Origin of the sequence: Meridianimarinicoccus marinus (genome assembly GCF_040689105.1) — a bacterium.
Classification (GTDB): domain Bacteria; phylum Pseudomonadota; class Alphaproteobacteria; order Rhodobacterales; family Rhodobacteraceae; genus Meridianimarinicoccus; species Meridianimarinicoccus marinus.
Genome location: NZ_JBFBVU010000007.1, coordinates 50,689 through 75,958, shown reverse-complemented (window position 1 = coordinate 75,958; position 25,270 = coordinate 50,689). Strand labels below are relative to the sequence as shown.

Below are 25,270 nucleotides of genomic sequence, written 5' to 3'. Positions count from 1 at the left end.
AAACCGCGCCACTGCAACAGGACAAAGGAACGAAGATGACATTCTTGACCAGTACCAAAGGGCAGACCGATCTGCCGCGTTACTTCGGGGCGGCGTTTGCCCAGGCCGCGCGGCTTCCTTGCGGCCGTCTGGATGTGCATCTGGACGACGGACGGGTGTTTCGCGTCGAAGGGGCCGCCCCCGGCCCGGTGGCCGAGGTGCACATTCACAACCACGACGTGTTCGCGCGCCTGCTGCGCGAGGGCGACCTGGGATTTTCGGAAGCCTATATGGACGGATGGTGGAGTACACCGGACCTTCAGGCCTTCATGGATCTGATCCACACCGCCGACGACGCCATGCTGAACGGGTTCCCGGCCATGGGGCTGGTGCGGGCACTGGAACGCCTGCGCTTCTGGCTCCAGTCGAATTCGCAGCGTCAGGCCAAGAAGAACATCTCGCACCACTACGATTTGGGCAATGATTTCTACGCCCAATGGCTGGACGAGACGATGACCTATTCCTCGGCCCTGTTTGAAACCGGGCAGGAGAGCCTGGAAGCCGCCCAGACCGCGAAATATGCCGCCATGGTGGACGGCATGGACGTGGCACCCGGCGAACATGTGCTGGAGATCGGCTGCGGTTGGGGCGGGTTTGCAGAATATGCCGCGAAAGAGCGGGGACTGAAGGTTACCGGGCTGACCATCAGCAAGGAACAATACGACTTTGCCCGCGCGCGTATGGCGCGGGTCGGCCTGTCGGATCGGGTCGAGATCAAGCTGCAGGATTATCGCGAGGAAACCGGCAAGTATGACGGCATTGCATCCATCGAGATGTTCGAGGCCGTGGGCGAGAAATACTGGCCGGTCTACTTCAAGACGCTGCGCAACCGCCTGAAACCGGGCCGGGCGGCGACCTTGCAGATCATCACCATCGAGGATCCCCGCTTTGACGCCTATCGCAAGCAGGTGGATTTCATCCAGAAGTACATCTTCCCCGGTGGCTTCCTGCCCAGCCCCGGCGTGCTGCGCCGCGAGGTGGAAAAGGCGGGCCTTGCCGTGGCCGGATCCATCGAGTTCGGCGAGAGCTACAGCCAGACCCTGCGTCGCTGGGCCGAGACCTTCAACGACCGATGGGACGAGATCGCGCGTATGGGGTTCGACGACCGGTTCCGGCGCATGTGGGACTACTACCTGACCTCCTGCGCGGCGGCCTTCCGCACCGGTGTCTGCGATGTGACCCAGATCACCGTGCGCGCACCTGCCTGACTTGCTTTTGGGGGTGGGGCTATCTGACGGCTGGACCCGCCCGCGCCAAGACGGCACCAACGGGCGACAGGCGCAAGGAGACCGCATGGCGAGTTACAAGGTTCGGGGCCCGTTGGCCGACGAAGTGTTGTTGACGACAGTGTTGGGCGAAGGTGCCTACCACCTGGCAAACCTGCGCGATCCAGAGGGCTGGCCGCAGGCCGACCTGACGGTAACGACCGCCGAGGCACAGGCGCGACTTGGGTACTACATGGCGGCCCACGGGCTGGATCTGCCACCGGAGTTCTCACAAGTCTTTAATGATTATCAGACACTTGCGGGCCGAACTTTCAGTTCTGAGGTTTGGACGGCCCGCTGGCGCGACATCTGGCGGGCGGCAGCGGAAGAGATCATGTTGCACCGCACGTCACGCCCGCCCGAGACCCTGACGCCATGGTTGAACAACATCTGGTCGCGGGCGGATTCACGGCTGCGCGCGCAGGCGGCGCAACGGGTGTGCCCCAGCGGGTTGGACCGCGATGATCTGACCGTGCAGCACAAATCCTATGGCTACTTCCAGTATTTCGCCGTGGCTGACTATGTTTATGACCACGCCCATTTCGACGGCTCCCGCAGCGAGGCCCTGCTGCGCGGCGTGTTTCTGGCCTCGGACGCGGTGACGGTTCTGCCCTATGATCCCGTGCGCGACCGGGTGCTGGTGATCGAGCAGTTGCGCGCCGCCCCGCTGGCGCGCGGTGATCGCGGGCTGTGGCTGATGGAACCCGTGGCGGGGCGGATCGAACCGGCCGACAATCCCGAGGACACCGCCATCCGCGAGGCCTGGGAAGAGGCGCATGTGCGGGTGACGGGGTTGCACAAGATCGGCGAATACTACCCCACGACCGGCGCGTTTTCCGAATACATCTATGCCTTTGTCGGTCTGGCCGATCTGCCCGACGATGCCGGAAAATTGGCGGGGCTGGACATCGAGGGCGAAGACATTCGCGGCCACGTCATGAGTCGCGCCGAACTGATGGCCGCCGTCACGCGCGGTGACATTCCCGTGGGGCCCTTGGTGATTTCCGCCTACTGGCTTGACGCAAACCACCACAGGCTGGGCGCGGGCGGTTGAAACCCCCGCCATGCGTGCCTAGACAAGGCAAACACATCTGAATTCTGGAGTCCCCATGGCGATCTACCGTGACCTGGCATCCGCAATCGGCAACACGCCCCTGATCCGCCTGAACAAGGTCAGCGACGCCACCGGCTGCGAGATCCTCGGCAAGGCCGAGTTCCTCAATCCGGGCCAGTCGGTCAAGGATCGTGCGGCGCTGTACATCATTCGCGACGCGGTGGCCAAGGGCCAGTTGAAGCCCGGCGGCACCATTGTCGAAGGCACGGCGGGCAACACCGGCATCGGGCTGGCGTTGGTGGGCTGCTCCATGGGCTTCCGCACCGTGATCGTGATCCCCGAGACCCAGAGCCAGGAAAAGAAGGACATGATCCGCCTGGCCGGGGCACAGCTGGTGCAGGTTCCGGCGGCGCCCTATCGCAATCCCAACAACTATGTCCGGTATTCGGGACGTCTGGCCGCGAAACTGGCCGAGACCGAGCCCAACGGCGCCATCTGGGCCAACCAGTTCGACAATGTCGCCAACCGGCAAGCGCATGTGGAAACCACCGCCCCCGAGATCTGGGACCAGACCGGTGGCAAGGTCGATGGCTTCATCTGCGCGGTCGGCTCGGGCGGGACCATCGCCGGGGTGGCCGATGTGCTGCAACCCAAGGGCGTGAGGATCGGCCTGGCCGATCCCCAGGGTGCGGCGCTGTACAATTTCTATGCGCACGGAGAGCTGAAAGCCGAGGGCGACTCGATCACCGAAGGCATCGGGCAGGGGCGGATCACCGCCAATCTCGAAGGCTTCACCCCCGACACATCCTATCAGATCCCTGACGCGGAAGCCTTGCCCTATGTCTTCGACCTGCTGCAGGAAGAGGGGCTGTGTCTGGGCGGCTCGACCGCCATCAACATCGCTGGCGCGGTGCGCATGGCCCGCGAAATGGGGCCGGGGCACACCATCGTGACGATCCTGTGCGACTATGGCACCCGCTATCAGTCCAAACTGTTCAACCCGGCCTTCCTGAAGGAAAAGGGTCTGCCCGTGCCGGAATGGCTGGATCGGGCGCCGGCCAGGCTCCCCGCCGTGTTCGAGGATTGACACGCATGCTGGCGCGCATCGCGGCGCGTGCGCGCCTTGCAGCGATGCTGGTGCTGCTTCTGGCGGCACCGCTGTCAGCGCAGAATCTGTCCGACAAGACCTTCGCGGACTGGGAAAGCATGGCCGTGCGTGTCGAACGCGTGCTGGAGGCCAATACCGCCGATGATGCGACGCTGGAACGTCTGCGCAACGATCTGGCCGGGTACCGGGAGCAGTTTCTGACCGCGCAAGGCGCCAATGAAACCCAGGTCCAGCGGATCGAACGGCAGATCGAGGCGCTGGGTCCGGCCCCTGCGGAGGGCGAGGTCGAGGCCGAGGAGGTTGCCAACCGCCGCGCGGCGCTGAACGAACAGCTTCTGGAACTGCGGCAACCGATCCTGCGCGCCACCGAGGCCTTCGTCGAAGCAGACGGGTTGGTCAGCGAGATCGACGCCGTGCTGCGGGACCGACAGGCGCGGCAGGTTCTGAAACGCTACCCCAGCCCGGTCAACCCGTTGAACTGGGGGGCGCTGATCGGCGATTTTTCCAAGGCTTTCGGCCGCCTGCCGAGCGAAGTCATCCTGATCCTGCGGGACGAGCATCAGCGCCAGACGATCATCGACAACCTGCCAAGTGCGGTGCTCTCTCTGTTGGCCGGGCTTTACCTTCTGTTCCGCAGTCGTCATTGGCTGGAGAAGGCCCTCTCAAAGACCGCCCAGATCCGAAATCGGCTGTTGCAACATGTGGTGCGCGTGGTGATGGCTGCGGCGCAACTGGTCCTGCCCTGGACCGGGCTTGGATTGTTGCTGGTTGCCCTGCAACTGACCGGGCTGTTCGGCCTGACGGGCAGTGCGCTTCTGGCCGGCTTTGCCTCCTTCGGATTCATGCTGATCTCGGGCATCTGGCTGACACGCCATCTTTTCCCCAAGGATGGCCCCGACGAAACGCCACTGCGTCTGCAGAATTCGCAGGTTTCCGGCGGACGGATGCTGTCGCGCACCATGGTGCTGACTATGGCGCTGGAACAGGGGCTGAGCACCTTTTCCCAGCGCATGCAGTTCACGCCGCAAACCGAAGCTTACGTCGGCCTTATTCTGAGCTTCATCTGCGCCTATGCGCTGCTGCGCATGGGTCGGCTGTTTCGCCAGACCGTCGCGCAGGACATATCGAAGGACCATGGGTTCTCGAACGGGGTGGTCAATTTCCTCGGACTGGCCGGGATGTTCATGGCGGTCAGCGGTCCGGTCGCGGGGGTCGCCGGCTACGCGGTGCTCAGCAAGCAACTGGTCTTTTCCACCGCCGGCACCTTCCTGGTCTTCGGCCTGATCGCCTTGCTGCATCGCGAGTTCAAACAGACGACGCAGATGTACCGCGCCAGCCGCGGGATGGACGAGGCCGACGAGGGCCTTGCCCCGACCCTGGTCGGGGCGATGCTGATCTTCCTGTCGCTGCCGTTGATCGCCCTAATCTGGGGCGCACGGGTCACCGATCTGACCGAGATCTGGGCCAAGGTGCGCGAAGGCTTCACCATCGGCGAGATACAGCTGTCGCCAACCGTGTTCTTCACGCTGGCGGTGGCCTTCGCGGCGGGCTTCGGCCTGACCCGGCTGGTGCAGGGCGCCCTGCGCAACACGGTCCTGCCCAAGACCCGGCTGGATCTGGGCGCCCGGACAGCCATCGTCTCGGGCGTCGGCTACATCGGTTATTTCCTGGCCGCGATCGTCTCGGTGACGCTGGCGGGCATCGACCTCTCGAACCTTGCGATCCTGGCCTCCGCGCTGGCGGTCGGCATCGGTTTCGGCTTGCAGACCATCGTGTCGAACTTCGTGTCCGGCATCATCCTGCTGGTGGAACGTCCGGTGTCGGAAGGCGACTGGATCGAGGTGGGCGGTGTCATGGGCTACGTGCGCCGCATCTCGGTGCGCGCCACGAGGATCGAGACCTTCGACCGCACCGATGTGATCATTCCCAACGCCGATCTTGTCTCGGGCCAGGTTACCAACTGGACCCGTGGTAATCTCATTGGCCGTGTCATCGTACCGGTGGGCGTGGCCTATGGCACCGACACCCGGAAGGTCGAAAAGATCCTGCTGGAGATCGCCAACGAGCATCCCATGGTGGTGATCTCGCCGCCGCCATCGGTCTACCTGATGGGGTTTGGGGCCGATTCCGTCGACTTCGAGATCCGTGCCATCCTGCGGGACATCAACTTCATGCTGAGTGTGAAGTCCGACATGAACCACGAGATCGCCCGCCGGTTCGCCGGGGAAGACATCGAGATCCCCTTCGCGCAGCGCGACCTGTGGCTGAGAAATCCCGAAGCATTGAGCGAATTGGCCGCTCCGGGTATCGCGCCCAAGGTCACCCCCATGATGCCGCCGCCCGCGCAGACACGCGGCGCCGACCCGGAGGATGGGCCGGGCGACGATCCCGACTAGGCGCCGTTCGGGCATCGCCTTGTGTCCTGGCCGGGCAGGGGCATCCTCGGTCATTGCCGCGCTACGCGAGGCCCACGCTGCCCTTCATGGACCATGGATTCAGGCCCGAACACGCCCGGTTTCCGTGGCGCGCACGCCGTCCGGAAATCCCGCACGAAAAAACCCGAAAACCACCTTGCCCTCGGTTCCCGAACTCTGCTAACCGTCCGCCTCACGGAGAGGTGGCCGAGTGGTCGAAGGCGCACGCCTGGAAAGTGTGTAGGCGGGAAACCGTCTCCAGGGTTCGAATCCCTGTCTCTCCGCCACTTGCCCCTGAGAAAAGTTTCTCTGCGCTCGGTTGTGGCCGGATTTTCCCGTTGTTTTCGAGGGTTATACGGGAAGGGCTATTCACCGACCTCGGCGCCAGAAGGCCCGAAAGCGTTCTCTCGTGCCGATATTCTCCGGACCTGTTGACAGCGCCGATTTGGTGAATTGTTTGTAATCATCTGCAATTGCTTGATTTTTAGTGGTCCCAGACCGCGCACTCCGATACCAGTGGCGCTCGGCGAAATGGAACAGAAATCGAACGTTCGCTACCGAGCGCGACTGCCGCAAGAGTTGCGAGACCAGCCATGGATCCAACGCACACTCATCTCAGACCGGCCGTTCGCCGCGTCGAACATGAGCGGCCGAGTTGCGGGACATGTTGCGTTTCAGGATAGAGTCGCAGGGTGTCGCTTTCTGCGCATTGCGGTCGTTGGTCGAGCACCGCACTTCGCAAGCGCAGCACGATTTCATATCGACGTGACCGGCCCTTAGCGGACTCTTGGGTCACACACCGGGAACGGCGGCTTTCGGGAACACAGCAAGCTGGCAAGTTGAGCTACATACGCTGAACACGCAGGTTTCTGTTTATCAAGCCGCAGACTGCTGTAACCAGACAGACCAAATCACTGCCTGACCAGGCACCGCTTCGACAACAGGCACGGACACCGGGCATCGGGAATGCGCGTCGGAAGTCATTGCGGGTCAAAGATTGATCCGCAGCCTCAGTCCAAACACGGTTGGGTCCTGATCATTGAAGCCAGGGTTGATCAGGCGCTGGACATCCGCGGTCAGGGCGACATTGTCCGACAGGTCCAACCGGTAGAAGGCTTCCATCGTCGTCTGGGTGTCGAGTGTCTCATCCACCGGGTCCGCAACGGTAGCCCCGAACCCGAACAGGTCGTCGTAGAGGCCCGGCCTCCACAAAAGTCCAGCGTTGGCCGCACGCCTGGCGATTGGCGCCTCACCCTCTGACCAGCCGAGGCGCCCGTAGATCATGAGTTCCTCGTTGATCGTGTGGTTGGCTGACAGGATCGCCCCGTAGCTTTCCGGCACGCCTGCCTCCGTGCGTTCATCGACGTGAAACACGCCGAGGTGCACGTTGGTTAGAAAGCGCTTCGAGCGTTCGGGTGTCCACCCGATCTCGGCGTATTTGTAGAATTCGGGACCACCGGGGAACCACTCGACATCGGTCAGCGAGCCGTTTGCGTCCGACAAGACACCGAGGGCGTAGATCTGGTCGGTCAGATACCCGCCGCCTGCGATGCCGAAGCCGGGATCGGGGAGCGGCAGGACCGGGCTGAACAGGATCGAGAAATTTGAAAAGGTGGTGCGCGGGTTCACGTAGCCGAGAATGTCCGAGTAGTCTCCCGGATCGATCCGGCCCGCGACGAAACCGGCCTTCCCGCCGGCGAGGGTCTGGGACCAGTAGGCGACGGAGAGGGTCGTGTCAGTGTCACTGAAGGTCGTTGCGGTGACTCCAGCATAGCCGATCTCCCCGGCGAGCCCGCCGGGCGCGATGTCTGTGCCGAGCAGGTGGCGGTTCTCGATCGTGAAGACCAGTTGCCCGGAGTTCTCGCCACCGCGATTGAGCAGGGTCCACTGACCGAGAATGCGCGCCTGGCCCAAGGCGGCCTCGTCGATATCGGTCAGGCTCTCGGTCACGGACTGATAAAAGGCCTGGTAGTCGAAGGAGAGGTTCAGGCCGGTGCGGTCGGCAAAACTCTGCCGCGATGCTTCCAGAGGATCCAATGCCGCATCCAGCCCCGGCCAGCGAGAGTCCTGCAACCGCCGAACCCGATCCTGTTCCAGTTGGGCCTGCGTGGAGGCCGGGCCACCCAGCGAGACCGCTGCGGCGGCCTCCAGGGCGGAGGATGGCCGGCTTTCCTGCGCCAAGGCTCCGCTTGATAACCAGAAGCCAGCAACAATGACCGTACCGAGAATCCTCGCCTGTCCCATTTGAGGTCTCCCTTGTTGCGTTTGGTTTTTCTTCGGCTTGCTCATGCAAGTATCGCCAGAACGACATCCCGGCCCGTCCAGAGGACGAAGGCCGACAACGTGGCTGTGATCATGGCCGGCACGCCGTCTTTCCATGTGTCCCAGATCAGGTGGCAGCCGATTGCGCCAAGCGACGTGCCCAGAAGCGCCGCGGCCCCGAGCGGCCCGAGCAAGCTGCTCTGGAACCAGATCGCCACCGCCCCGAACAGCTCGACACCACCGACAAGCGCCATGATCTGACGATTCAGCCCGTATTTGACGAACATCGCCAGTTGCGTCTCGAAGATGAATTTCTGCCAGCCAAGGGTCTTGATCGAACTGGCGAAGAGGAAGAAGGCGGACAGTAGGCCAATTGCGATCAAAAGAATGGAAATGGTTGATCCTCCAGTGTCAGAGAGCGTGGCGGCAGGTTTGCTGCTCCATCGGATCTCACTGCCCGGTCACTCCGGATTTCCTGCCGGTTTGAAAACCTTCAGCAAGGCTTTGCGCCCAATCATTGGTTGCTGGAGCTTCCGCTTTGTCCGACTGGCCGAATGTCTGCACCTCGTCGACATCCATCGAGAAGGTGGCGTTCATGGAAATAAACCCATCCACGACCATCATCTGCCGGTCCGACGGATCGATGTTGATCCGGCCGGTCACCACGATCGGTTCGTGGATTCTGGCCGGTGCCCATCCGTCAGACAGGCGCAAGCGGACCATCTGGTTCGGCGGCGGCGGTGGGACGTGGCTGCACATGCCGCGCTCCGGCACGAGGTAGGCCATCGCAGTTCCGTCTTCATCAGGTGGCGCCGGGATCGCGAAACCACCGAGAGAAATCGTTTCGCCATCAAGGGCCGCGTTTCCAGCAGCGCTGGCCAGTTCCCGCCGTTCCGCAACGATCCAACGTTGAGAGATCAGCCAGTCAGCATCGATCCCTTGCGCGGAAAGGGCCGCCTTGAACTCATCCAACTGCGTTCCTGTCTCCGGCGATAGCTTGCCGCCGTCCATCTCCGCCTGAAGAGCCACGACCTGACGCAGGTCCTCGACCTGTTCGTAGTCGAGGTCGAGGAATGGATCCTCGTAGGATTGGACGCTTTGGTCGATCAGGTCCGGCCAATCGATGGGAGTTGGTTCTGCGTAGAGCGGGCTTGCCCCCAGAACGACTACGATTGCCGACAATATGTGACGCATAGGTATCCCTTCAAACCAGTGTGTTCTTGAAAGTCTCGCCGTCCGCCCGATGCATGTCATTTACTTGAGATCGTCCTGCGCCTTGATTTCCGGCACCCGCGCAAGCGCCTCGGCCATGTCGGCGCTGCTCATCAACTCGATCATCTGGTAGTCCTCCAGCAGCCCGTCGCCGAGGCGGCTGACATAGAAGGCCTGAATGAAGGTGGGATCGTCCGGAAGGGCGACGGTGATGTAGTTCTTCCCGTTTCCAAGCCCCCAGTAGTAGCTCAGAAGCTCGCCACCAAGCGCTTCGATTCCACCCTTCACCGAGGCCGCGCGGTCCCCGGGATTGGCGATCTGCATCTCCCAGGCCGCGCTGTTGGACGTGCCGATGAACAGGAAGGTGCGCATGTCTTTTGTGTCCTGCGCCGCCGCAACCGTCGCGGAGACGCAGAACGCTGTCGAAAGAAGGATTCTGTTCATCTCGTCGCCTTTTCGTATTTGTTCATTTTGGAGACTCTGTTGAGCAAATCGGCTGATGCCCGAGGTAATTCCCTCGCCGAATTTGTGCGGCAGATCCCATTGAAGCTTGAGATGTTCAATGAACCAGTTTCCCGTTCATCCAGGTCTGCTTCACCGAAATCTCGCCAATCTCGTCAGGGGTCACTTCACGCGGGTTGTCGGCCAGCACCACAAAATCGGCCAGTTTGCCGACCTCGAGACTGCCGATCTCTTCCTCTGACAAGAGCTGAAACGCCGGAACGCTGGTTATTGCGCGGAGCGCCATATCCACCGACGCTCGTTCCTCTTCACCAAGAACGGTATCTGGGGACGTAAAGAGCGACCTCGTTACTGCGGCTTCGACCATTTTCAGCGGAGACAGAACCGAGACGGAATAGTCCGTATGAAGTGAATAGGGCACACCGGCTCTCTCAAAGCTGCCAGTGCGATCCAGCTTCAACGCCTTTTCAGGGCCGAAGACTGTGTCCCGGAATGCCTCTCCCCAGTAAAGGACATGCGCAATCAGGAAAGAGCAGGAAATGTCCAACTCCTTGAGCTTGGCGATCTGGTCATCTTCGGTAATCGAGCAATGCTCAATTCGGGGACGCACAACATCGACACCCGCTTCGCGAGCCTTCTGAACCGAAGATATGATGTTGTCGATCGCTGCATTTCCGTTGCCGTGCATGGCCATTTGACCGCCACGCTTCGTTCCTTTGACAACCGCGCTGTCGATGGCTTCTTGGCTCATATAGGCAAGGCCAAGGTTATCCGAATTCAGGTAAGGTTCACGCTGCAAACCCGTAAAGGCCTGGTTGGAACCGTCGGCGCTGATTTTCCAACCGACGATGCGAGACTTGTCGTCGCCTTGTCCGGGGGCCACACCAGCTTGATCCCACATCACCAAGGCGCCCCATTGGAGGTAGTTACGGGTCCGCAAGGGAAAGTCATCCCGCGCTGACAGTTCCGTCAGCACGTCCCAGTCTTTCGGAGATGCTACGCCTGCGACCCCAAGAGTTGTGAGCCCCTGTGCATTCCATTCCTTGGCCAGAGCTACTGAACCCTCGATCCGGTCGTAGCTGTTGTAGGGCTCGATAACGCCGAGTGCGCCAAACAGGAGGGCAGCTCCTGACAAATTGCCATCTGGTCGACCATCTTCAAAACGCCCAAACTGGGCACCTGCGGGGTCCGGCGTGTCGTCGGAAACCCCCATCAAATCCAACATGACAGAATTGACCGTCATCTTGTGACCGCCAGCCTGCCAAATCACCATGGGAGTGTCCGGCGCTATTTCATCCAGATGCTCTATGGTAACCAATCCGTCCTCAAAAGATTGTGTCGCGAGATCAAGGTTAACAAAAAGGGCCCAATCGAGAGGGCCTTGACCTCCAGTTTCTTCCTTCATGTATTCGAGCGCGTCTTCGACCGTGGAGAAGCGGTCAATTCCGACATTGTCAAAGACTGAGGACGCACCGCCACCGACCGGATGTGTATGCGCATCAATAAAGCCCGGAAGCACCGTTCCCCCAGCTAAATCGACAATGGATGAGTCTTCTCCTGCCTCCGACCTCACTTGTGCTTCGGTCCCTACAGACAGAATCCGGTCGCCTCGAACAGCCATTGCCTTAGCCACAGTGAAATCAGCATCCATGGTCAGTATGTCGGCATTGATGAAGACAGTTGTCCCCTCGGCGAACGCCATCGAGCTGCAGAGGGCCATGAGAGAACCAAGGGCGAGATGTTTCAAAGTCTGTCCTTTCCGGGATGATTGCGTCGGATGAAAACGCGGGGCGGACGAGGGAGACCGCCCCGCGTCCTCGTCAGTCCAGCGTGTTCTTGTAGATCACGCCGTCCTTCATGATCAGGTCGAAGTTGTTCTCGTAGTCGGTCATGATCATCGCATCCTCGACCGGGTTGCCATCGACCAGCAGGATGTCGGCATAGGCACCTTCCGCGATCACGCCGAGCGGCCCTTCGGGATAGGGATTCAGCTTGCCTGACAGGGCGAGCAACTCACCGGCCTTGGAGGTCGCCTGCAAGAGCACTTCGTAGGAGGACCATTCCTCCAGGCGATACTTGAACTCGTCATTTTGCTTCGTGAGCGCCGCAGGATCGCCGATGATGTCGGTTGAAAAGACGACCTTTTCGATCCCGAACTCCTTCAGGAGCTTCATCTGGTTGCGAGCCCCGGCCTGCACCTCAAGGAATTTCGGGGCGGAGAGCGGGCCGAGAACCTTGATGACGGTCTCCTCGTCCAGACCCAGAAGGGAGTAATATGGCACGACCCAGACATCCGCGTCCTTGATCGCCTGCGCGGACACCTCGGTCATCAATTGCGCATGGTCGATGCTCAGGACGCCGGCTTCGATGGACCGCAGGATGCTCTCGTCATTGTAGACATGGACCAGAACGTAGGTGCCATAATCCGCTGCCGCTTTGACCGCCGCTTCCAGCTCTTCGGGCAGGTATTGAACGGTGTGGAGCGGGTCCACGCTGGAGGAAACACCACCGCCGGCCATGACCTTGATCTGCGACGCGCCCAGCCGCAGGGCTTCCCGCGTCGCGCGCAGAACTTCCGGGACCCCATCGGCCAGGAACTCGAGATGCTGGTTGAAGAAGGAGGGCGAGGATCCTTCGAAATTCGGGTGGGGTTCCGTGTAGTGCCTGTGCTCGCCATGCCCGGAGGTCTGCGAGATCACGGGGCCGGACGGATAGATGCGCGGACCCACGGCCTTGCCCCGGTCGATGGCTTTCTGAAGCCCCATCGCCGGACCACCCGCATCGCGTACGGAGGTGAAGCCGCGCAACAGCATCTTTTCCGCCTCGACCGTGGAGGTCGCGCCCCAGTACATCCAATCGAAATTGTCCCTGAGGTCCGCAATCGGCTCGGTGATCGCCATGTGAACATGGGCGTCGATCAGACCCGGCATGAGCGTGCGTCCGCCGCCATCGATGATCCGGGCGTTGGCGACCGCGAGGGGCTCGGCCGAGACCGCGACGATCAAGTTGTCCTGAACCAGGACATTCGCATTCTCGATCCGCTGTTCGTTCACACCATCGAAGACATGAACATTGGTAAAGAGGATCGGGAAGCTCTCGTCCTGGGCAAGCGCGAGAGAACTGCCGGCCAGCCACAAGGCGGCTGCGAGTGCGTGTTTCATTTTGGCTCCATTCGTGAGTGTGGTGGACCAGGTCGGAACGCGGGGCGGACGAGGGAGACCGCCCCGCGCTCCCTTCAGTCCAGCGTGTTCTTGTAGATCACGCCGTCCTTCATGATGACCATCAGATTTGCATCTGGCTCCGCCAGAAGCAGGATGTCTTCGAGCGGGTTGCCATCGACCAGCAGGAGATCCGCGTAAGCGCCTTCCTCGACCACGCCGAGCGGGCCATCCTGGTACGGGTTGTTCAGGCCCGTAAGCCGGTTCATGCGGGCGCCGTTCGATGTGGCCATCCGCAGAATGTCAAAGGGTTTGAACTTGGCCTCGTGCAGGTATTTGAACTCGTCGTTCATTTTCTTGTCCTGCTCAAGTGTCTGGTCCCAGTTGTTGATGAGATCGGTGCCTAGCGTGTAGAGGTCGATCATGCCCGGTGTCGTCTGGATCACCTCGATCATGTTGGCGGCGGCGTCACGGACGCTCTTCCATTTGGCGAACGAGGCTGGCGTATAAAACGCCTCTGCCTGCTCGGTTGAAACCGAGTAGACCGGTGCTACCGCAGTTGCGAACATGACTTGTTTGTCGACCATCTCTTCGGCCACTTCGGCAGTCAGAAACGGGATGTGCTCGACGGTTTTTGCCCCGTTGTCGATACAGTTGCGGATCGCCTGTTCGGTGAACACGTGGCAGGTCACGTAGGTGCCCCATTGCTCGGCCGTTTTCACCGCCATCTGGATTTCGTCGTCTTGATATTGCAGTGAATGCAGAGGGTCGAATTCCGAGGTCACACCACCGCTGACCATGATCTTGATCTGGGTTGCGCCGCGGCGCAGGTTCTCGCGCACGGCCATGCGGATCTGCTCCGGGCCATCCGCGATGAAGCTCATATCCGTGTCGACCCAATGCGATGGACCTTGCCCCGACAGGGTAGGATGCCGGTCGTTCAGCTTACGGAAATCGGCATGGCCCGATGTCTGCGTGATGAAAGCCTCGGAAGAATAGATCCTCGGGCCGGGGAACATGCCGGTATCGATGATCCGCGCGATGGACTTTGCCGGTCCGCCCAGATCGCGAACCGTCGTGAACCCGTTCATCAGGATGCGTTCGGACCGGATCGTTGCGACACCGCCAAGATGGAAGGGCGTGATGTTCTGGCGCAACCCGTCGCTGAGCGGGTTGAAAACCGTAAGGTGCACATGCTGGTCGTGCATCCCCGGCATGAGCGTGCGCCCGCCGCCGTCAATCATGGTTGCGTTGGGCGCTTCGATCCCGTCCGTCGAAATCTCCTTGATCAGGTTGCCTTCGACCAGAACGCTGGCGTTCTCGATCCGCGCTTCATTCACGCCGTCGAAGACATGGACGTTGGTGAACAGGGTTTGCGGCAGCGCATCTTCCTGTGCGATCGCCATGGTAGAGAACGAAGCTGCGGCAAACACGGCCGGCAGAAACGCCTTCAGGTTGAGTGGTGTCATTCGGTGTCCTCCCAGGGGTCGGTCTTCCTGCGGACCGATCCTCCCACTATGCACATCTGCCCCGAGATTCTTTTGACCCGCTGATCCCGTGGTGCGTTTTTCTGACCCGATCCGGTCAATTTCAGCCAATTTCTGCTTGGCCGTCAGGCGCGCGCGCCCGTAGCGTGGCGGAAAGCGAAAGGGTGATGCGGATGCCGCAAGGAGAGCAGAAAGACGGTTTGTCCCTCGTGCGCGCCACGGTTCTCGGCCCCGTCGTGGCGATGATGCGGCGGTTCGATGCGGATCCCGTTTTCGCGCTTGGGCTGCATGGCTTGAGCGAGGAGCAGGTCCTGAACCCGGCCGCCTTCATTCCGCATGACACGGTTTATGCGGCGCTGGCCTCCATCGCCGATGTCACCCGGCCTGATATCTGTGCCTTGGCAGGGCAACAGACAGACCTGTTGAAATTCCTGCCCCGTGGGGCGCTCCTCGGCCAGTCGGTGACCCTTGGTGATTTCTTCACCCGGTTCACCCAGATCGTCTCGAAGGAAAGCAACGCCGTGTCCTTCCGGCTCCTGATCGAGGAGGAGCACGTCTATTTCACCACCAGCCGCAATTTCGAACCCGAGGTGTCGCCGGGCCATTCGGACGCCTTTCTCGTCGGGATCTGGATCTCCCTGCTGCATCGGGTTCTCGATTTTCGATGGGATCCCGCTCAGGTCGTCTTGCGCCTCTGCGACCCGACCCTGCTGCCCGCGCAGTTTCATGGCGTGCGGGGCATCAAGTGCAACAACAGGGGATTCTCGATCCGCTTTCCGGCGGCCTGGTTGTCGCTTCCAATCAACCCCGAGGTCCTCGCGAACCACGACAATGATATCGAAGAACCGGTTCAGGTCGATGTGCCCCTGGACTACCTCGAAGGCTTCGAAATTCTCGTGCGGTCAAGGCTGTCCGATCCGGCACTGACGGTGAGCGAGGCCGCCCGGATGTGCAGCATCACCACCAAGGTGCTTAACAAGCGCTTGTCCTCCTACGGAACAACTGCGTCCAAGGTGATCAACCGGCTTCGGATGGAACGGGCTTCTGAGTTACTCACCCAGTCCGACCACTCGATCAAGGAGATTGCCCAGTTGGTTGGCCTGTCCGAAACATCGGCCCTGACCCGTGCTTTCACGCGGAACTTCGGGATAACCCCGAAAGATTGGCGCAAGACAGGGGCGCCAGAGGCCGAAATTGCCGGTGCGCCTCCAGATTAGCCTGACCCCGCTGCGACTTTTCAACTACCGAAAACTCTTGGGACCTCTGTCGCCCAAGGTAATGCCGAAGAGATGCATGAATCTGCGAGCCCTTCGCCGGTAGCAATCGATGGGAAAGGAGACCTCCATGCTATCCGCAGCGAGCTTCCGTTTACCGCCCTTCTTGACCGAAGTCACCATCGCGAACCGTGGAATTTCGCGTCCGCAGCGAAGGTCTGGAAGGTCGGCAAATTACCAGTTCGTTCGGACCGCAGCATCGGCAGGAAGGGCTCGGGTTGGCCGACCGTCGCGCGGTTCATGAACGGCCGCTTCAGCCGATCTGCGCGAAGTGATCCGGCTGGTCCGCCCATACTGGCGGAAGTGGCTCGAGCAACCGCGCCAGCGTTACTTCCGGGTCCTGCTTTCCATCCAGGATCGCCTCGACGATTCCGGGCGCGAGCAGCGTGAGGCGCAAGACGCGGGTCATGTAGGACGGTGCGATTCCCTCCCGCTCGGCCAGTTCAGCGATGGTGGCGAACTCGCCGGTCTCCAGCATTCGCTTCCACCTGAACGCGCGGGCCAGCGCCTTGACCAGCGTGCTGTCGGTCCGGCGCTGGGCTGGTGCGCCGGGCGGGAGCTGCATTTCCTTCCGCCCGCCGCGCTTCACGACGCGGAACGGCACGTGAAGCGTTACCGTGTCGGAGGTCGGTGCTGAGCGGGTCATGCCGCTGCGCCCATTTCGCCGGCGAGCATTTCGCGCGCAAGGCCACGGAGACCGTCGACGCGGAGCCTGACGTTCAGGCCCTCCGTGCTGATGTCCACTCGCTCGACCAGCAGTGCCACGATGCGCGTCTGCTCGGCGGGAAAGAGTTCGTCCCACAGCGGGTCGAGTTGCTGCAGGGCCGAACGGGCGTCGGACTCGGTGATATCGCCATCTTGCGCCCGCGCCGCCTTCCATGTGCCGGCCACGATCTCGGGCTGGCGGAACACGGCACGCAACTGGTCGATGACGGTAGCCTCTATCTCGGCGGCGGGGACACGGCCGATTGGGCACGATCCGGCGCCGTGTTTCAGTATGGTCTGGCTGACATAGTAGCGGTAGAGTCTGTCGCCCTTGCGGGTGTGGGTCGGCGAGAAGGCGGCGCCGTCGGGGCCGAACAGCAGCCCCTTCAGCAGCGCAGGCGTCTCTGCGCGGGTGCGCGCGGCCCGTTTTCGGGGACTCTCCCGCAGGATGGTGTGGACCCGGTCCCATGTCTCGGACTCGACTATGGCATCATGCTCGCCGGGATAGCTGTCGCCCTTGTGGACGGCCTCGCCGATATAGGCGCGGTTGTTCAGCATCCGGTAGAGATACTTCTTGTCGATCCGGTTGCCTTTCGGCGTGCGGATGCCACGTTTCTCGACCTCGCGGGCCAGTTCCGTGCCAGAGCCGATCTCGAGGAAGCGCGCGAAGATCCAGCGGACATGATCAGCGCGCTCGTCGTCCACCACCAGCTTTCTGCTTTCGACCCGATATCCGTAGGGCGGCACCCCGCCCATCCACATGCCTTTCTTGCGGCTGGCGGCAAACTTGTCGCGGATGCGCTCCGCTGTCACCTCACGCTCGAACTGGGCGAAGCTGAGCAGGATATTCAGCGTCAGTCTGCCCATCGATGTGGTCGTGTTGAACGACTGCGTCACCGACACGAAGGTCACGCCATTGCGGTCGAAGACTTCCACCAGCTTGGCAAAATCGGCCAGCGAGCGGCTAAGGCGGTCGATTTTGTAAACGACCACCACGTCGATCAGCCCGTCCTCGATGTCCTCCAGCAGCCGCTGCACCGCGGGCCGGTCGAGCGTGCCGCCAGAGATGCCGCCGTCGTCGTACTGGTCGCGGACCAGCACCCAGCCCTCGGAGCGCTGGCTGGCGATGTAGGCCTCGCAGGCTTCGCGCTGTGCATGAAGGCTGTTGAACTCCTGCTCCAGCCCTTCCTCGGAGGATTTGCGGGTGTAGATGGCACAGCGGAGTTTGCGGAGGATGGGTTTCGTCATGCCGACCTCCGGTTCTTCAAACCAAAGAACACCCAGCCATTCCAGCGCGTGCCGGTAATGGCGCGTGCGATGGCCGAAAGCGATTTGTAGGGCCGGCCCTGCCATTCGAAGCCGTCCGCGGTGACGGTGACGACATGCTCTAAGCCCTGCCACTCGCGGATCAGGCGCGTGCCGACGATGGGCGTCAGGTCGGCGCGGATGCGGCTCTTCTTCCGGTCGCCGCCGTCGAGTTCCTCACCGAGTTTTTCCAGACGCCGGACCGTTTTGGGCTTCAGCCCGCCATAGGCCAGTTCCTGGATGCGATAGGCCAGCCGGCTTTCGAGATAACGGCGGTTGAACGGTGGCGGATCGCTGTCGAAAAGTTCGCGCCACTGGTCTCTCAGTTCGGGCGTCGGGGTGGTCTTCAGCGCCGTCAGGCGCGCGGGAATGGTGTCGGTCATGAATGTCTCCGTTTTCTGGTGGTTGCATGACCGCTCTGAGCGGGTGAGTTGTGTAGCGGAAATTCTCCAGTTTCCGCAGAGAGTTGCGGAGCGGCACGAAGCCGGATCAGGCCGGCGGCGAGCAGGCGGCAAAGTTCGGCGCGGCGTTCGGCGGCGGTCATCTGGTCGGGCGGCAGTGGATTCGGGCCGGCAACAGCAGGTCTGGATCGGTTCTTGTCTCGCATGATGGCGACGCTACCCATCCTGGTCAGGATCGCTATCGCTACATGGCGCGCGCGGGGTTCATGCGCAGGTCTGCGCAGCCGGTGGGATGCGCGGCATCGCCGGACGGGTCACGCTGCGGAACGGCGTCGGCAAGAGAAACCGGAAAGTTGCCTTTGCCTTGTCGCCGGCCGCGGGCGTAGCATTGGCGCGATCTCATTCGCCCTGTCGAATCCCGTTGGGAAAAGCGGTCGCGACAGCATGCGAGCTTCGAGCTTGCATACCGTCGCTCTTGCGCGGTGGGATACGGCCCGACCGGGGATGCAACGTGAAACAAGGGCGGCTCTGAATGCTGGAGAAGAAGAAGTACCCGATCGCAGAGATTTACGTGCCCGCAAAGCGGAAAAAGACACTCGATCCGGCAAAGGTGGAGACCTTTGCCGAGAGCATCATCGAGATCGGGCAGACGACTCCGATCCGTTTGCGGCAGGGAAAAGGGCGGTACGTCCTGCTGGAGGGCTTGCACCGGCTCGAAGCCCTTCGGGCGCTGGGCGAGGACAGCGTCGAGGCGTATCTGGTGCACGCCCGGCTGCACTGAACTGCAACGTCCGATCTGGCGGACACGACGAATATCTCGTGCCGCTTCGCCCGGTTTCGCGCAATTCGGTCAGGTCACGACATCTCCGGCCAGCCATTCGTGTAGCCTGGACCACCGTCTCCGCCCCGACACGTTCTTCACGGCGATCGCCACTGCTCTCTTCTGGCCGACCAGCACCACCAGCCTCTTGCCACGAGTGATGCCGGTGTAGAGCAGATTTCGCTGCAGCATGGCGTAATGCTGGGTCATCACCGGAATGATCACGGCCGGGTACTCGGAACCCTGGCTCTTGTGGATCGTGGCAGCGTATGCGGGCACGAGCGTGTCCAGTTCGCCGAAACCGAAGACGACGTTCCGGCCATCGAAGTCCACCGAGAGTTCCTGCTCCTCGGCATCGATCCCGCCGACATAGCCGATGTCACCGTTGTAGACCTCCTTGTCATAGTCGTTCTCGATCTGCATGACCTTGTCGCCGGGCGCGAAGGTCCAGCCGAACCGCTCGACCTTGTTGTCGCCGGATGGGTTCAGGGCGGCCTGGAGTTCGATGTTCAGCGAACGGGCGCCGACGCCGCCGCGGTTCATCGGACAGAGGACCTGCACCTCTCGGATCGGATCGAGCCCGAAGCGGCGGGGAATCCTGTTGCGGACAAGCTCAACAATACGCTCGACCGCCTGCTCGGGTTCGGCCGCCGGAACGAAATAGAAATCCGTCTCTCCGTCAGGCTTCGAAAGGTCCGGCTGCCTGCCCTGGTTGATCCGGTGCGCGCTGGAAATGATCTGGCTGCTGGCGGCCTGGCGGAACACCTCGGTCAGGCGCACGACCGGCACCACGCCGGAGCCGATGATATCGGCCAGGACCTGCCCGGGGCCGACCGAGGGCAGCTGGTCGATGTCACCGACGATCAGAACCGCCGATCGGTCCGGAACCGCACGCAGGAGCGAGAGCATCAGCGAGACGTCGACCATCGAGCTTTCATCGATCACGAGGAGATCGCAGTCGAGCGGGTTGTCCTCGTCGTGCTTGAACCGGAAGCCCCTGGGATCGAATTCCAGCAACCGATGGATTGTCTTCGCTTCCCGTCCGGTGGCCTCGGTCATGCGCTTGGCGGCGCGGCCTGTCGGTGCGCAGAGCAGGAGTTCGACCGATTTCGCGGCGAGAATTCGCAGGATGGAATTGACGATGGTTGTCTTGCCGACGCCGGGGCCGCCGGTAATCACGAGGACCTTCGAGCGCAGTGCCAGCCGGATCGCCTCGGCCTGGCTCTCGGCCAGCGTGAGCCCTGTTCTTTGCTCGATCCATGGCAGGGCCTTGTCGGCGTCAATCGCGGCCCAGGGAAGCGGCGCCACGGACAGCCTCTGAAGGTGCTGCGCGATCCCGCGTTCGGCCTGGTAGAGGCCGGCCAGGAAGATACAGGCGGTCTCGCCGACCGCGTCGCGGATCACGGTTTCGTCCGCGATCTCAAGGTCGAGCGCGGTCTCAATCAGCGGGCGCGGAACCTCGAGAAGCTTCTCGGCCAGCGCCATGAGGTCGGTCACGGGCAATCCGCAATGCCCGTCGCTCATCGCCTCGGTCAGTGCGAAGGAGATGCCGGCGCGCACGCGGATCGTGGCGGTCTTCTCGATGCCGATCTTGCCGGCGATCAGGTCTGCCGTCCGGAATCCGATACCGCGGATGTCGCGGGCGAGCCGGTACGGGTTCCGGTCCGCCCTGGCTCATGATTGGCGCGTCGATCCGGTACCTGCGCGAAGATGTGCTTGCCTGGGAGCAGGCACATCGGCAGGGCGACTGAGGTTCTCGCGCGGTGGCGGCGCCAGTCAAGCCCCCACCGGACAGACCGAAGGATCAAAGGGGGGCCGAGCGCCGCCCCGAACCTGCTGGGTTCGAGACATTTGAACTTGCGGCAGCGCAACTTCTGGACAACGGCTATGCACCGCTGCCGATCCTGCCCGGTACCAAGAGACCAGCCCTGAGCCGTTGGTCCACCGTGGCCATCGACGCGGCCAGCGTGCAGGACTGGAGCGCTAGATATCCAGACTGCGGCGTCGGACTTCGCACCGGGAACCTGGTCGGGTTGGACATCGATCTGCTCGACCCAGACCAGGCCCATGAGGTGTGCGCCGAAGCAGTGCGCCGTTTCGGGGAGGCCCCGACAAGGGTTGGCCTTTGGCCAAAACGATTGCTGCTCTATCGCACCGTCCAGCCGTTTGCCAAGCGCAAGCTGGGAGCAATCGAGGTGCTTGGAACCGGACAGCAATTCGTGGCTTTTGGCCGGCACCCGGGAACCGGCAGGCCCTATTACTGGCCGCAGGGAGACACGCCGCTGGACATCCCGTTGCAGGAACTTCCCGAGATCGACGCGGCGGGGATCGAAACGTTCCTCGGCGATATGGCGGCGCGACTGGATCTGCGCAACAGGCCTGCAAGGGGAGGCAAGCGTGCGTCCAGGGGGACCCCGGCAGCGACAGGCCCGGTCAGGAACGAGGACGGTCTGGTGATCGATGGGCGGGACAGCTGGCTGTCCAGCATCACCTGGCATGCCCTCCATGATGCCCTGGATATCGGTGACGACCCGGAGCCGGACCGATTGGCCGCAAGGGCCTGGGACCGGTTTTGCGCCACCACGGACCTCGGCCGGCCGCGCCAGGATGGCGGCCGGGGCTATGACCTGGGTGATGCGAGGCGAAAGATCGCGGACAAGCTGCGACTTCACCGCGAAGACCGTCTTGCGCCGCGCAGTGGTTGTGAAGCCAGGCCGGATTACGACCCGCCGGTTCTGGACGTGGTCGGCGCCCGCGACCGTCTTGAGACGTACATGGAGGGTGCTTGTCGCCAAATCCTGCAGTGGCATGAGGGCGGGCGGACCCAGATGCCTCCGCGCATCGGGATCCGGGCCACGGTCGGGCTGGGCAAAAGCCGGATTGCGCTGACCCATCTTGCGCGGCTGCGCGCCAAGCTGGGGGCGGCGGGTCACCCTGATCGCCTGTTGATCCTGGTCCCCTCCCACGCGCTGGCTGAGGAAATGGCCGACCACGGGCGCGGTACCGGATTGAAGATTGCGGTGCATCGCGGGTACGAGCGGGCAGATCCGGGCAGCGGCCAGCCGCTGTGCAGGGACATTGACGGGATCAGGGCAGCCCTGGCCGCCGGTCTGCCGCCGCAGACGACGATTTGCCAGGACAGCGATGGACGGAGCTGCCAATTCCTCAACGGCTGCCTCAAGCAGGAGAACCGGTGCGATGTCGCGGCGGCCGACATCATCGTTGCGGCCTACGACGTGCTGTTCAGTGGGTTGCCCATTTCCTCGGCACAGCTTGCAGCCATCCTGATCGATGAAGGCTGTTGGAGCCGGGCGCTGCGCAAAACTGCAGATATCTGCCTTGCGCCACCTCGGGCGGCAGATCCTGGAACCGCGCTTGCGCGCAACGTGGCGGCCCTGCGGCTGGCCGATGGGGATGCACTGCGCAAACGTCTGCATGCGGCCTGCGTCAGCTGTATCGGACGCCCACTGACGCGCAGGGCGCTTGAGGCGGCCGGATTGTCTGCGGACATGTGCCAATTGGCAGAACGTCTGGAGTTCCGCGGCATGATCTCCCCGAACCTCTGTCCGGGGCAGGACCGGCGCGCGCGTTCAGAGGGTATGAAGCGCGCCCTGGAAAACCAGAGGGCCAAGGACCTGGCACGAATGTGGCGGGCGGTCGCGGGACTGTGCGGGAGCCCAAACCGATCGGCCGGATGTGTAGAGGTCAGAGCGGGACAGGGGGCCGCAGGGGAGCTGAGGATCGATCTGACGGAGCTCATGGCGCCGCACCCCAGTTTCCAACCCGTGCCGATCCTGCATCTCGACGCGACGCTTCGGCCGGAAATGGCAACCTGCGTCTTGCCGGGGCTGGCGACACAAACAGTCGAAGCCTCCGCGCCCCATATGTCGGTCAAGCTGGTCGCCGGCGGGTTCTCGAAGGCGGCACTTCTGGGCAGGGGTGCGCGCGACAAGGCCCGCACAGCCCTGCTGGAAGACTGTGTAGCGTATGTTCGATGGCAATCTCACAGATATGCACCGGGGCGGGTTCTTGTGGTCACGCACAAGGCTTGTGAGTCTGCGTTCAGGTCCATCCCGGGCGTGGAAACCGGGCATTTCAACGCGCTGGCAGGGATCGACCAGTTCGGAGATGTTGCGGTAATCATCGTCGTCGGACGCCCCTTGCCGTCCTCGGAGGCGCTGGTGCCCTTCTGCGCGGCCTATGATGGGAGTGTCCCGAAGGGTGGATACCAAAAGCAGATGGCCGGCATTCACATGCGCGATGGGTCCACTCGGACCGTGCGTGTCATTCGTCATGAGGATCCCAAGGCAGAACGGGTGCGCGCCGCGATCTGCGACGACGAGCTTGTCCAGGTGATCGGCCGGGGTCGCGGTGTAAACCGCACGGCTGCCAACCCGCTCGATGTGCATCTTCTGGCGGATGTGGCCTTGCCACTGGTCCATGACCGGCTGGCGGCCTGGGATCTGGAGCGTCCCGATGTTGTGCAACGGATGCTGCTGGCGGGCCTGGCGGTCGATAGCCCGGCTGACGCAGCCGTGTTGCATCCAGAATTGTTCAGAAATGTCGAACAAGCCAAGAAGGCGTTGGCCCGAACGCCATTTAAGGGACAAACCCCTATGAATACTTCTTATAGGGAAATGTCCCTTAAATACGCGTGTTACCAGCGGTCCGGGCGCGGACGCTCCTGGCAGGGCGTCTGGTGGATCGAGGGCTGCGTGGAAGATCCGCGCGGTGGTCTGGAAGCTGTGCTTGGTGATCTGGCCGGCTGGAAGCCTTCGCAAGGCAGCGCCGAGGGAACATAAACCAGAACGTCTTCGGTGCTGCTTGCGCTACGCCCATCGTAACCTGCGTCAGTGTCTGGATTGGGGCTTCGCGTGACGTGGCGGATATTGGCGGTGCGTGGTGGTTATTGTCAGGATACCAGTAGGTTACGGTCTGGTGTAGACTGGCGAGAGAGGCAGGAAACAGGTGGTGAATATGGCAGGCAGGGCAATCAGGGCGAATCCAGCTGATGACGTGGTCCCTCCCGGTGCGCAAGCGATCGAGCACCGGCCAACCGATCAGTTGATCCCCTACGCCAACAACGCGCGGACGCATTCGGCGGCGCAGGTGGCGTTGATTGCCGGCTCGATCCGGGCGTTCGGGTTCAACAACCCGGTGCTGGTGGATGGCGACAACGGCATCATCGCAGGACATGGCCGGGTGCTGGCGGCGCGCAAGCTGGGGCAGGCGACGGTGCCGGTGATCGAGCTGGGGCACCTGAGCGATGCGCAGAAGCGCGCCTACATCCTGGCCGACAACCGGCTGGCGGAGCAGGCGGGCTGGGACCGGGAGTTGCTGGCGCTGGAGCTGGGGGAGGTGTCCGACCTGGGCGTCGACCTCGGCGCGCTGGGGTTCGAGGGTCCCGAGCTGGACGCGTTGCTGGGGCATGGTGCCGCCGATCCGGTGGAGGAGCAGACCCCCGAGCCGCCCGCGCAGCCGGTCTCGCGCGCCGGTGATCTGTGGTGCCTCGGGGCGCACCGGCTGCTGTGCGGCGATGCCACGGATCCGGAGGCCGTGGCGCGCCTGCTGAACGGGATCGCACCGCACCTGATGGTGACCGATCCTCCTTATGGGGTGATGTATGATCCGGCCTGGCGCAACGCGGCCGGCGCGTCGCAGACCAAACGCACCGGCAAGGTGCGGAACGATGACCGGGCCGACTGGCGCGCCGCCTGGGCGCTGTTTCCTGGCGACGTGGCTTATGTCTGGCACGGCGCGCTGCATGCGGGCACCGTGGCGGAAAGCCTGGTCGCCGAGGGTTTTGAGATCCGGTCGCAGATCATCTGGGCCAAGGAGCGGCTGGTGCTGAGCCGCGGCCATTACCACTGGCAGCACGAGCCCTGTTTCTACGCGGTGCGCGGCACCGGGCACTGGTCCGGCGACCGCACGCAATCGACGCTCTGGGCGATCCCCAGCCGCGATCAGGACGCCGAGACGGTTCATGGCACCCAGAAGCCGGTGGACTGCATGCGCCGCCCGATGCTGAACAATTCCAGCCCGGGGCAGGCGGTCTACGAGCCCTTCTGCGGCTCGGGCACCACCCTGATCGCGGCCGAAACCACCGCCCGCACCTGCCATGCCATGGAGCTGGACCCGGCCTATACGGATGTTGCCGTGCAGCGCTGGCAGGCCTTCACCGGCAGGGTGGCCACCCTGGAGGACAGCGGGCACAGCTTCGATGAAACGGCGTTGGCGCGACGGCAGGCGGCGGCATGAGCGATAGCCTGCGCCGCACCTGTGCCCCGGGGGGTGGGTCGATCTT

Annotated in this window: 19 protein-coding genes, 1 tRNA gene and 1 pseudogene; 9 read left to right on the top strand and 12 right to left on the bottom strand. The window is 62.6% G+C overall.

Going from position 1 to position 25,270, the window contains the following annotated elements; translation table 11 throughout:
- Positions 1-35: 35 nt before the first annotated feature.
- From AB0T83_RS07755 to AB0T83_RS07735, 5 genes are all read left to right on the top strand, one after another.
- The gene (locus tag AB0T83_RS07755) at positions 36-1,247 is read left to right on the top strand and encodes a class I SAM-dependent methyltransferase (RefSeq protein WP_366192459.1); all 1,212 of its coding nucleotides are present in this window, start codon (positions 36-38) and stop codon (positions 1,245-1,247) included.
- 85 nt (positions 1,248-1,332) lie between these two features.
- Positions 1,333-2,358: an NUDIX domain-containing protein gene (locus tag AB0T83_RS07750; RefSeq protein ID WP_366192458.1), complete on the top strand. Its 1,026-nt coding sequence runs from the start codon at positions 1,333-1,335 to the stop codon at positions 2,356-2,358.
- Positions 2,359-2,413: 55 nt separating this feature from the next.
- Entirely contained in the window at positions 2,414-3,445 is a 1,032-nt protein-coding gene (locus AB0T83_RS07745) for a cysteine synthase A (protein WP_366192457.1), read from the top strand.
- A gap of 5 nt (positions 3,446-3,450) precedes the next feature.
- Complete coding sequence (locus AB0T83_RS07740; protein ID WP_366192456.1) at positions 3,451-5,862, top strand: DUF3772 domain-containing protein; 2,412 nt, start codon at positions 3,451-3,453, stop codon at positions 5,860-5,862.
- 215 nt (positions 5,863-6,077) lie between these two features.
- Positions 6,078-6,167: transfer RNA gene (locus tag AB0T83_RS07735), tRNA-Ser, on the top strand.
- Positions 6,168-6,870: 703 nt separating this feature from the next.
- On the opposite strand, the gene AB0T83_RS07730 is transcribed toward AB0T83_RS07735, so the two are convergent.
- From AB0T83_RS07730 to AB0T83_RS07700, 7 genes are all read right to left on the bottom strand, one after another.
- Positions 6,871-8,169 carry a carbohydrate porin gene (locus AB0T83_RS07730; protein ID WP_366192455.1) on the bottom strand — a complete coding sequence of 433 codons (1,299 nt, stop codon included), beginning with the start codon at positions 8,167-8,169 and terminating at the stop codon, positions 6,871-6,873.
- On the bottom strand, positions 8,166-8,525 hold the full coding sequence (locus AB0T83_RS07725; RefSeq protein ID WP_366192454.1) for a DoxX family protein: 360 nt from the start codon (positions 8,523-8,525) through the stop codon (positions 8,166-8,168). Before AB0T83_RS07725 ends, AB0T83_RS07730 begins: the two co-directional genes overlap by 4 nt.
- Before the next feature lie 67 nt (positions 8,526-8,592).
- Positions 8,593-9,336 carry a DUF3299 domain-containing protein gene (locus tag AB0T83_RS07720; RefSeq protein ID WP_366192453.1) on the bottom strand — a complete coding sequence of 248 codons (744 nt, stop codon included), beginning with the start codon at positions 9,334-9,336 and terminating at the stop codon, positions 8,593-8,595.
- A 60-nt stretch (positions 9,337-9,396) separates the two neighbouring features.
- A complete protein-coding gene (locus AB0T83_RS07715) occupies positions 9,397-9,798 on the bottom strand; it encodes a hypothetical protein (protein WP_093162171.1) in 402 nt (133 codons plus the stop codon).
- 115 nt (positions 9,799-9,913) lie between these two features.
- A complete protein-coding gene (locus AB0T83_RS07710) occupies positions 9,914-11,563 on the bottom strand; it encodes an amidohydrolase (RefSeq protein WP_366192452.1) in 1,650 nt (549 codons plus the stop codon).
- Between the two features lie 73 nt (positions 11,564-11,636).
- Positions 11,637-12,977, bottom strand: a complete 1,341-nt coding sequence (locus AB0T83_RS07705; protein WP_366192451.1) for a metal-dependent hydrolase family protein — start codon at positions 12,975-12,977, stop codon at positions 11,637-11,639.
- Positions 12,978-13,051: 74 nt separating this feature from the next.
- Complete coding sequence (locus AB0T83_RS07700; protein WP_366192450.1) at positions 13,052-14,443, bottom strand: metal-dependent hydrolase family protein; 1,392 nt, start codon at positions 14,441-14,443, stop codon at positions 13,052-13,054.
- Between AB0T83_RS07700 and AB0T83_RS07695 the strand changes: the two genes are divergently transcribed.
- On the top strand, positions 14,437-15,678 hold the full coding sequence (locus tag AB0T83_RS07695) for a helix-turn-helix domain-containing protein (protein ID WP_366192449.1): 1,242 nt from the start codon (positions 14,437-14,439) through the stop codon (positions 15,676-15,678). The genes AB0T83_RS07700 and AB0T83_RS07695 overlap by 7 nt on opposite strands.
- 173 nt (positions 15,679-15,851) lie before the next feature.
- On the opposite strand, the gene AB0T83_RS07690 is transcribed toward AB0T83_RS07695, so the two are convergent.
- Genes AB0T83_RS07690 through AB0T83_RS07675 form a run of 4 tightly spaced genes read right to left on the bottom strand, consistent with a single transcriptional unit; the run spans position 15,852 to position 18,128 of the window.
- On the bottom strand, positions 15,852-15,977 hold the full coding sequence (locus tag AB0T83_RS07690) for a hypothetical protein (RefSeq protein ID WP_366192448.1): 126 nt from the start codon (positions 15,975-15,977) through the stop codon (positions 15,852-15,854).
- Positions 15,978-15,988: 11 nt separating this feature from the next.
- Complete coding sequence (locus AB0T83_RS07685; RefSeq protein ID WP_366192447.1) at positions 15,989-16,381, bottom strand: hypothetical protein; 393 nt, start codon at positions 16,379-16,381, stop codon at positions 15,989-15,991.
- Positions 16,378-17,688 carry a recombinase family protein gene (locus AB0T83_RS07680; RefSeq protein WP_366192446.1) on the bottom strand — a complete coding sequence of 437 codons (1,311 nt, stop codon included), beginning with the start codon at positions 17,686-17,688 and terminating at the stop codon, positions 16,378-16,380. The genes AB0T83_RS07685 and AB0T83_RS07680 overlap by 4 nt, the downstream gene beginning before the upstream one ends.
- Positions 17,685-18,128: a DUF2924 domain-containing protein gene (locus tag AB0T83_RS07675; RefSeq protein ID WP_366192445.1), complete on the bottom strand. Its 444-nt coding sequence runs from the start codon at positions 18,126-18,128 to the stop codon at positions 17,685-17,687. Before AB0T83_RS07675 ends, AB0T83_RS07680 begins: the two co-directional genes overlap by 4 nt.
- A gap of 550 nt (positions 18,129-18,678) precedes the next feature.
- Between AB0T83_RS07675 and AB0T83_RS07670 the strand changes: the two genes are divergently transcribed.
- Entirely contained in the window at positions 18,679-18,927 is a 249-nt protein-coding gene (locus AB0T83_RS07670) for a ParB N-terminal domain-containing protein (RefSeq protein WP_366192444.1), read from the top strand.
- 69 nt (positions 18,928-18,996) lie between these two features.
- On the opposite strand, the pseudogene recD2 reads toward AB0T83_RS07670, so the two are convergent.
- Positions 18,997-20,619, bottom strand: a pseudogene (gene recD2, locus AB0T83_RS07665) (SF1B family DNA helicase RecD2); the annotation flags it as partial.
- Positions 20,620-20,729: 110 nt separating this feature from the next.
- Between recD2 and AB0T83_RS07660 the strand changes: the two are divergent.
- Both AB0T83_RS07660 and AB0T83_RS07655 read left to right on the top strand, forming a co-directional pair.
- Entirely contained in the window at positions 20,730-23,768 is a 3,039-nt protein-coding gene (locus AB0T83_RS07660) for a bifunctional DNA primase/polymerase (RefSeq protein ID WP_366192443.1), read from the top strand.
- A 175-nt stretch (positions 23,769-23,943) separates the two neighbouring features.
- Entirely contained in the window at positions 23,944-25,224 is a 1,281-nt protein-coding gene (locus tag AB0T83_RS07655) for a site-specific DNA-methyltransferase (protein ID WP_366192442.1), read from the top strand.
- The last annotated feature ends 46 nt before the right edge of the window (positions 25,225-25,270 follow it).